We start from the raw sequence: 7,764 nt of genomic DNA on the forward strand, positions 1-7,764 counted from the left end.
TTCGAGAGCTTGAGATAGGCGCCGAGATCGATTCCGCGCGCGATGCGCACCAGCGTGTCGCGGCGCACGAGTGCAGTATGCCGGCGCGTGAGCTCACCCTCCTGCTCACGCGGGAAGCGGTTGACAAGCAATTCGGCCACCAGGAGGCCGAGCACCCGATCCCCGAGGAACTCAAGCCGCTCATAGCCTTCGGAGACTTTTCCGCGTGCGCGCACCGCGCTGCGGTGGGTCAACGCTTGCTCAAGCAGCTCGGGTCGCTCGAAGTCGTGGCCGAGCGCTTCTTCGAGCGCCTTGAGCTTGCCCGAGCGGCGTTCGCTCACGCGCGTCTCTAATGCACCGCTTGGAAGAGCCGGCTATAGCGAATCGCGAACGGCCACTTCCAGGGCTCCCAAAGTTCGGCACTGCCATCGGTCGAGAAGAACAATATCTCTGCACGGCCGACAAGGTTTTCAGCCGCCGGACAGCCGACGTCGCGCAAGAATCGACTATCCTGGGAATTGTCGCGGTTGTCGCCCATCATCAGATAGTGACCGAGGGCAACCTGATAGACCGGCGTATTGTTCGGATCGAAATTCTCGATCGATGCATTGTCGGAGGGATTACCGCAAACAACCGGAGGCACCGCGGCGGCGCGCGACTGGGTTTCGCCACTGGAGAGGGCGATCGGGAAGCGCTTCAAGATGGGGTGCCTGACCCCATTCGGCAACGTCTCGATGTATTGCGTGACACCTTGACCCGATCCCTCCGGAACATAGTCCGGCACTTGGTCCAGCTTGACCGGCTGACCGTTGATGTGAAGCACGCCACCGACAACCTGGATCTGGTCGCCGGGGAGGCCGATGACGCGCTTGATATAGTCGGTCTTGTTATCGGTCGGCAGCTTGAAGACGACCACGTCGCCCCGCTTGGGCGAACTTTGAAAGATGCGGCCCGAAATAAGCGGCAATCCCCACGGCAGCGAATAGCGGCTATAGCCATAGGAGTATTTGGAGACGAACAGGTAATCACCGACGAGTAGGGTCGGAATCATCGAGCCCGAGGGAATATTGAACGGCTCGAAGGCAAAGGTACGAATCACGATTGCGATGAGAATGGCGTAGACAATCGTCTTAACTGCCTCAACAACGCTTCCCGCTTTTTTCCTGGCCATCAGTTTCTGCCTGTAACTATCTGACATCGCTTCACTCTTTCGAAAATCTGTGGGGATCGGCCGGTCGGATCAAGCCAGCCTGAGCCACCCCTGTCAAGCAAAACGCCGAACTGCCTGATTTATCGATTGGAACCCATAGGAATGGCCGAAATGATCACGACCGCCTCGGCCAACGGTGGTTCATCGGTGATCGTGATGTCGATCCGCGCCTCCATGCCTGGAGGAATCAATGCCGCCAAGCGCTCTGCAGCGCCGCCGGTGAGTTCCATTGTCGGCCGGCCGGACGGAAGATTGACGACTCCGAGATCGCGCCAAAAGATTCCTTTCCGAAATCCGGTGCCGAGCGCCTTCGAACACGCTTCCTTCGCGGCGAAGCGGCGTGCATAGCTTGCCGCACGATTGCGCCGCCGATCCGATTTCTCCCGCTCGATATCCGTGAAGATGCGGGTGACGAAACGCTCACCAAAGCGCTCGAGCGTGCGTTCGATGCGGCGAATATCGATCAAGTCGCTCCCGATGCCGACAATCACGCGTCGCTCCAGAAATCGATTTGTATGCTGCTTAGGCGCTTTTTTCGCCTGCGGCTTCTGCCCGCGCTTTGTCCATGAGCGCTCGCATGCGTTTGATCGCGGATTCGAGACCGCCGAATATCGCCTCACCGACGAGAAAGTGCCCGATGTTGAGCTCGACGATCGTCGGGATCGCCGCAATCGGACCTACTGTATCGAAGGAAAGCCCGTGTCCGGCATGACACTCGAGGCCGATCGCCTCGGCGTGTGCCGCCGCCTTCGCAAGGCGCGCCAGCTCGCGCTCGGAGCCATCGTCCTCGCAATAGGACCCAGTATGCAGCTCCACCACGGGTGCCCCCAGCGCTTTGGCGGCATCGAGCTGAGCGATATCGGGATCGATGAAGAGAGAGACGCGGATGCCCGCCTTTCCGAGTTCGCGCACGTAGTGGGCGAGATGGTTTTGGCCACCGACGGCATCGAGCCCGCCTTCCGTGGTGAGCTCGGCACGGTGTTCCGGCACGATGCAGGCGGCGTGGGGCTTATGCCTGAGCGCTATGGCCAGCATCTCGTCGGTCGCCGCCATCTCGAGATTGAGCGGCACGTCGATCTCTCTGCTCAAGCGAGCGATATCCTCGTCCGAGATATGGCGGCGATCCTCCCGCAAATGCGCGGTAATACCGTCAGCGCCGGATTGTGCCGCGAGACGCGCCGCGCGCACGGGATCAGGATGGCGGATTCCGCGCGCGTTTCGGATCGTCGCCACGTGATCGATGTTTACGCCAAGTCGCAAATGCCGCTTCGTCATGCTGTCCCCCGGGAGCCCGCTCCCTATGCCGCTAACCGCGTGCCCGCTCTACCGAATTGATCGCGGGCGAGGCGCGCAGTGCTGCCATGATATTCGTGAGATGCTTAACGTCCTGCACCTCGATGTCCACCATCATTTCGAAGAAATCCGTGGAGCGGTGAGTGATCCGCAGATTCGTGATGTTCCCCTTCTGCTTGCCGATGAGGGTCGAGAGTTCGCCGAGCGTGCCGGGCTCGTTCGACACGACGACCGTGAGTCGGCCAATATGCCCCTCGTCTTCGCTAGCCCCTGAATCCCAGCCCACGTCGATCCAACGTTCGGGCGTGTCGCTGTAACGCTCGAGCGTTTCGCAGTCGATCGTGTGGATCGTAACCCCCTTTCCGGTGGTCACCAGCCCGACGATGCGGTCGCCAGGAAGGGGGTGACAGCAGCCGGCGAAATGCACTGCCATGCCCGGGATGAGCCCCTTGATTGGAATCGCATTGTCCACCGGCTTAGCGCGCCGTCCGCGCGCCTTGCCAATCGGCACAATCTTGGCGTCCTTGGGTGATTGCTGCTTGAGACTGGGGTAGACTGCAACGAGCACCTCCCGAGCCGTGTGGATGCCCTCGCCCACCGCCGCGATCAAGTCGTCGGCACTGTCCGACTTGAGGATCTTGAGCACACTTTCGACTGCCTTTTCGGTGAACTCGTACCCCGCCTGGCGAAACGCCTTTTCAAGGATGCTTCGCCCGAGAGTCATGTACTCCTGACGCTTTTGCGTGCGAATAAAGCGACGAACGCGCGAACGCGCCTTCCCGGTAACGACAAAGCGCTCCCACTCGGGCGACGGCGTCTGTGTGCGCGACGTCACGATTTCGACCTGGTCCCCGTTTTTGAGCTGCGTCCTGAGCGGCATCATGCGCCCGTTGATCTTGCAGCCAACGCAGCGGTCGCCGATTTGAGAGTGGATTTGATAGGCGAAATCGACCGGAGTGGCCCCCGTGGGAAGAGCGATAAGGTCACCCTTGGGTGTAAAGCAGAAAACCTGATCCTGGAACATCTCGAGCTTCGTGTGCTCGAGGAACTCGTCGGGTCCCGCGGCATGCTCCAGGATCTCGAGCAACTCGCGCAGCCAACGATACTGCTTGCCGTCCTTGGTGGTACCCTGCTTGTACTCCCAATGCGCCGCAACGCCGTATTCGGCGACTTCGTGCATATCCTTGGTGCGAATTTGAATCTCGATGCGCTGCTTTTCCGGGCCGAACACACCCGTGTGAAGGGAGCGGTAGCCGTTCGGCTTCGGAAGCGAGATGTAATCCTTGAAGCGCCCGGGTACGACGCGGTAGCGGCCATGGATGACGCCGAGAGCGCGATAGCAATCGCCTATGTCGGCGACCGCAACCCGAAACGCCATGATGTCGGAGAGCTGTTCGAAGGCGACGTTGCGCTTCTGCATCTTGCGCCAGATCGAATAAGGCTGCTTCTCGCGGCCGGAGATCTCAACGTCGAGCCCGTCCTCGCGCAGGATTCGCCGAAGCTCGTCGATGATTCGCGTGACGAGGCCCCCACCTTGCTCACGCAGGAATCTGAGGCGCGCGATAATCGATTCGCGCGCATCCGGATTGATCTCGGCGAAGGCCAAGTCCTCAAGCTCATCCTTGATTTCGTGCATTCCGATCCGCTCGGCGAGCGGGGCATAGATATCCATCGTCTCCCGGGCAATGCGCCGGCGGCGCTCCGGGTCCCTGATGAATTTGAGCGTGCGCATGTTGTGAAGACGATCGGCGAGTTTGACCAACAGGACCCGGATATCTTCGGACATCGCCAGCAGGAGCTTGCGAAAATTCTCAGCCTGCCGGCTCGCCTCGGATTGAAGTTCGATGCGCGAAAGCTTGGTCACGCCGTCGACGAGCCGCGCTACCTCGGAACCGAATTGCCGCTCGAGTTCATCGGTGGTCGCGAGGGTGTCCTCAACCGTGTCATGCAGGAGTGCCGTTACGATCGTGTCGTCGTCGAGCTTGTAATGGGTGAGGATGCCGGCAACCTCGAGCGGATGCGAGAAATAGGAATCGCCCGACTCGCGCTTCTGGCTGCCATGCGCCTTCATCGAGAACACGTAGGCGCGATTGAGCTTGTCCTCGTCCGCGTGTGGATCGTAGGAGCGAACCCGTTCAACGAGCTCGTATTGCCGAATCACGGCACCCAACCTTCACGCTCGGTCGCCCCTCGGGCGCGAGCGTCGCCGGAGCGCGCATTACTAATTGAGCTTCGCTTGATGAACCCGAATTCGAGGCGGCGCCACGGAGTCCCTTGCGTACCCATGGCCCTCCGCTCAGTCACCCCAAGTCCCGTCCGGACTCCTCGTCGGATTCCGCCCCCGACTCGATTTCCACGTCATCCATGTCAGCTTCGGTCTCGTCGCCTTCGGGCAGAAGTTCCTCGTCCTCGGCGTCCTCTTCCGTCGCCGCTGGTGTCAGTTCGGCACTTGCCGCGGCGGCGATCTGCTGGGCCGCCGCCATGGCGTCCATTTCCTCTTCGCCGGGCTCGTCGGCTTCGACAGTTTTCTGCATGCCCCTGACCAGCTCCTCCTGGAGGTGATCGATGGCAACCGTCTGATCTGCGATCTCCCGCAGGGCCACGACCGGGTTCTTGTCATTGTCGCGATCGAGCGTGAGCGCCGCACCAGCCGCAATGTCGCGCGCCCGATGTGCCGCAAGCATGACCAGCTCGAAGCGGTTCGGAACGCGGAGGACGCAGTCTTCTACTGTTACGCGAGCCATTTAGATTCACTCCAGGAACGCCTGAAATTCACTGAGAAATATAGGGGTTGCAGTGACACACTGCAACCACTTCGGCGGGAAATCCTTTGACTTCCCGTCGCCCGACCTCTATTTCGCGCCGTTTTCCAGCACTTCCGCCCTTTGGTCGGGCGGAAGTGCTGCTATAAGGGCCGAAATCGTCTCCCCGGTCAAGGGGTGCCGCCAATCGGGTGCTATGTCCTGGAGTGGTCGCAAGACGAATGCTCGCCCCACCATCCTCGGGTGCGGCAAGGCGGGCTCGTTGTCCGCTCCCGCACATGCAACATCATCATAGGCGATCAGATCGAGATCGAGCGTGCGGGCTGCGTTTTGCTCCTGCCGCTCGCGGCCAAACGACGCCTCGATCGCATGCAGCCGCGTCAACAAGGCGGCCGGCGGCAGCAGTGTTTCGACCGCAATGACGCCGTTGACGAAATCCGGCTGATCCGATGGTGGGTAAGCGGGCGAGCGATACCAGCGCGAGTGCTTCACCACGTGTATTCCACTTCGCTCAATCGCATCGACCGCAGCGTTGAGCGTATCCAAGGGTGCACCGAACCGAGCGCTCGGCAAATTAGAGCCAAGTGCTATGTAGATCATTGCCTGACTTTCCTCGTCCCACAATCGGCTTTGGGCTTGCCAGCAAGATGTTTGGCCATTAGGTAACTATTGGCATCCGGAGTGACTTCGACGGCTTTCGGGCGCAACGGGATAGTTTCACTGACGATTTCGTCAATTTCATATCGGGTATTGGACCATGAATTTTTACCCCAACGAACGGATTGCACTCTTCATCGACGGCTCGAACCTTTATGCGGCGGCAAGAGCATTGGGCTTTGACATAGACTACAAGCGCCTGCTCGAGCTCTTCCAGACCAAGGGTCAGCTTGTACGCGCTTTTTATTATACGGCCCTGTTCGAGGACCAGGACTACTCGCCGATTCGGCCGCTTGTCGATTGGCTCGATTACAATGGCTACGCCATGGTGACGAAGCCAACCAAGGAATTCACCGACGCAGCCGGCCGGCGCAAGATCAAAGGTAACATGGATATTGAGCTCGCGATCGACGTGATGGAGATGGCCGATCGGCTAGACCATATCGTGCTGTTCTCCGGTGACGGCGATTTCCGCCGCCTCGTCGAGGCGGTACAGCGCAAAGGCGTGAGAGTTTCAGTAGTCAGCACCATCCGCTCCCAACCGCCGATGGTCGCGGACGAGCTGCGCCGGCAGGCCGACAATTTCATCGAACTCCAGGACCTGGCGCCCAAGATCCAGCGCGCCCACCAACACCGCGAACAGGTCGATTTTCATCGCAGTGACGACGAGGATATCTACGACACCGCCGGATAGGCTCCGCGTGCCGCTTGGCCGTGCGAACGAGGGGCCTGCGCGTGACTGCGCGCGCTGCCCTCGTCTGGTTGAATTCCGCGCCAAAAACCAGCAGCTTTACCCAGACTTCCACAATTCGCCCGTCCCTTCCTTCGGCCGTGCGGACGTTCGCCTCCTCGTCGTCGGGCTTGCCCCGGGGCTCAAGGGTGCCAACCGAACGGGACGCCCCTTCACCGGCGACTACGCAGGCGATCTCCTCTATGGCACGCTCCGCAAATTAGGATTTGCGGAAGGCGACTACCGTGCCGATCCCAATGACGGCTTCAGCCTTGTCGAGACCCGCATCACCAATGCGGTGCGTTGCGTTCCGCCGGATAACAAGCCCACACCCGACGAGGTCGCGACGTGCCGAGTATTCCTTAAAGCCGAGATCGCCTCACTCGCGCGTCTCGCCGCCATACTTTGCCTCGGCAACATTTCACATGCTTCGGCCTTGGCTTGTTTTGGGTTGAAGCCGTCGAAGTACAAGTTCGCCCACGGTGCTGAGCATGTTTTGCCGAGCGGCCTCCACCTTTTCGACAGTTATCATTGCTCGCGCCTCAACACGAACACGGGGCGGCTCACCCCCGCCATGTTCGAAGCCGTCATTGCACGCATCAAGACTCACATCGGGATTTAACTGGCGCCGCGGGTGATGAGGACTCGCTTAAAATGGCCGCAACTATCCGCGCTCGCGCAGAATGCGGGCCTTGTCGCGGCGCCAGCTCCGTTCCTTCTCCGCTTCCCGCTTGTCGGCCTTTCGCTTGCCGTGGGCTAAGCCGATCTCGATTTTAGCGACGCCGCGCGCGTTGAAATAGATTTGAAGCGGCACCAGCGTAGCCCCTTCACGCTGCACGAGACCTGAGAGCCGATCGATCTGGCGCCGGTGGAGCAACAGCTTTCGCGGTCGCCGCGTCTCGTGGTTGAACCGGTTGGCCGCGCGGTACTCCGGGATGTACGCATTGTAGAGCCACAGCCCGCCCTCATTCGGACCAGCATAGGCATCATTCAGATTGCCGCGCCCCTCGCGCAGCGCCTTTACTTCGCTGCCAGCGAGCACGAGTCCGGCCTCGACGGTTTCCTCGATGAAATAGTCGTGGCGCGCACGCCTATTCTGGGCTGCAACCCGCTGCGCGCCAGTTCGGGATGCT

At 60.5% G+C, this 7,764-nt stretch carries 9 protein-coding genes and 1 pseudogene; 2 read left to right on the forward strand and 8 right to left on the reverse strand.

The window, feature by feature from the left end; translation table 11 throughout:
- From VEJ16_02370 to folK, 7 genes and pseudogenes are all read right to left on the reverse strand, one after another.
- A partial coding sequence (locus VEJ16_02370; GenBank protein HYB08499.1) for a ribonuclease III domain-containing protein occupies positions 1-320 on the reverse strand: 320 nt, incomplete at its 3' end.
- 8 nt (positions 321-328) lie between these two features.
- Entirely contained in the window at positions 329-1,150 is an 822-nt protein-coding gene (gene lepB / locus VEJ16_02375) for a signal peptidase I (protein HYB08500.1), read from the reverse strand.
- Positions 1,151-1,269: 119 nt separating this feature from the next.
- Positions 1,270-1,680: a holo-ACP synthase gene (gene acpS / locus VEJ16_02380; protein HYB08501.1), complete on the reverse strand. Its 411-nt coding sequence runs from the start codon at positions 1,678-1,680 to the stop codon at positions 1,270-1,272.
- A gap of 31 nt (positions 1,681-1,711) precedes the next feature.
- Positions 1,712-2,464, reverse strand: coding sequence for a pyridoxine 5'-phosphate synthase (locus VEJ16_02385; GenBank protein HYB08502.1), 753 nt, complete (start codon positions 2,462-2,464; stop codon positions 1,712-1,714).
- Between the two features lie 31 nt (positions 2,465-2,495).
- Positions 2,496-4,643: a bifunctional (p)ppGpp synthetase/guanosine-3',5'-bis(diphosphate) 3'-pyrophosphohydrolase gene (locus tag VEJ16_02390; GenBank protein ID HYB08503.1), complete on the reverse strand. Its 2,148-nt coding sequence runs from the start codon at positions 4,641-4,643 to the stop codon at positions 2,496-2,498.
- 319 nt (positions 4,644-4,962) lie between these two features.
- Positions 4,963-5,226 (reverse strand): annotated as a pseudogene (rpoZ, locus tag VEJ16_02395) (DNA-directed RNA polymerase subunit omega).
- A 108-nt stretch (positions 5,227-5,334) separates the two neighbouring features.
- On the reverse strand, positions 5,335-5,844 hold the full coding sequence (gene folK, locus VEJ16_02400; GenBank protein ID HYB08504.1) for a 2-amino-4-hydroxy-6-hydroxymethyldihydropteridine diphosphokinase: 510 nt from the start codon (positions 5,842-5,844) through the stop codon (positions 5,335-5,337).
- Positions 5,845-6,001: 157 nt separating this feature from the next.
- Here folK and VEJ16_02405 point away from each other — a divergent pair, with 157 nt between their 5' ends.
- On the forward strand, positions 6,002-6,595 hold the full coding sequence (locus tag VEJ16_02405; protein HYB08505.1) for an NYN domain-containing protein: 594 nt from the start codon (positions 6,002-6,004) through the stop codon (positions 6,593-6,595).
- Between the two features lie 7 nt (positions 6,596-6,602).
- Positions 6,603-7,253: a uracil-DNA glycosylase gene (locus tag VEJ16_02410; GenBank protein HYB08506.1), complete on the forward strand. Its 651-nt coding sequence runs from the start codon at positions 6,603-6,605 to the stop codon at positions 7,251-7,253.
- A gap of 42 nt (positions 7,254-7,295) precedes the next feature.
- On the opposite strand, the gene smpB is transcribed toward VEJ16_02410, so the two are convergent.
- On the reverse strand, positions 7,296-7,764 hold a 469-nt coding region (gene smpB / locus VEJ16_02415; GenBank protein HYB08507.1), incomplete at its 5' end, for an SsrA-binding protein SmpB.

It is taken from the genome of Alphaproteobacteria bacterium, from assembly GCA_035625915.1.
GTDB lineage: Bacteria > Pseudomonadota > Alphaproteobacteria > JACZXZ01 > JACZXZ01 > DATDHA01.

Excerpts from the sequence above, each read along its gene's own strand:
- lepB (HYB08500.1), bottom strand. The coding sequence starts at position 1,150 with ATGGCCAGGAAAAAAGCGGGAAGCGTTGTTGAGGCAGTTAAGACGATT.
- VEJ16_02385 (HYB08502.1), bottom strand. The coding sequence starts at position 2,464 with ATGACGAAGCGGCATTTGCGACTTGGCGTAAACATCGATCACGTGGCG.
- folK (HYB08504.1), bottom strand. The coding sequence starts at position 5,844 with ATGATCTACATAGCACTTGGCTCTAATTTGCCGAGCGCTCGGTTCGGT.
- VEJ16_02405 (HYB08505.1), top strand. The coding sequence starts at position 6,002 with ATGAATTTTTACCCCAACGAACGGATTGCACTCTTCATCGACGGCTCG.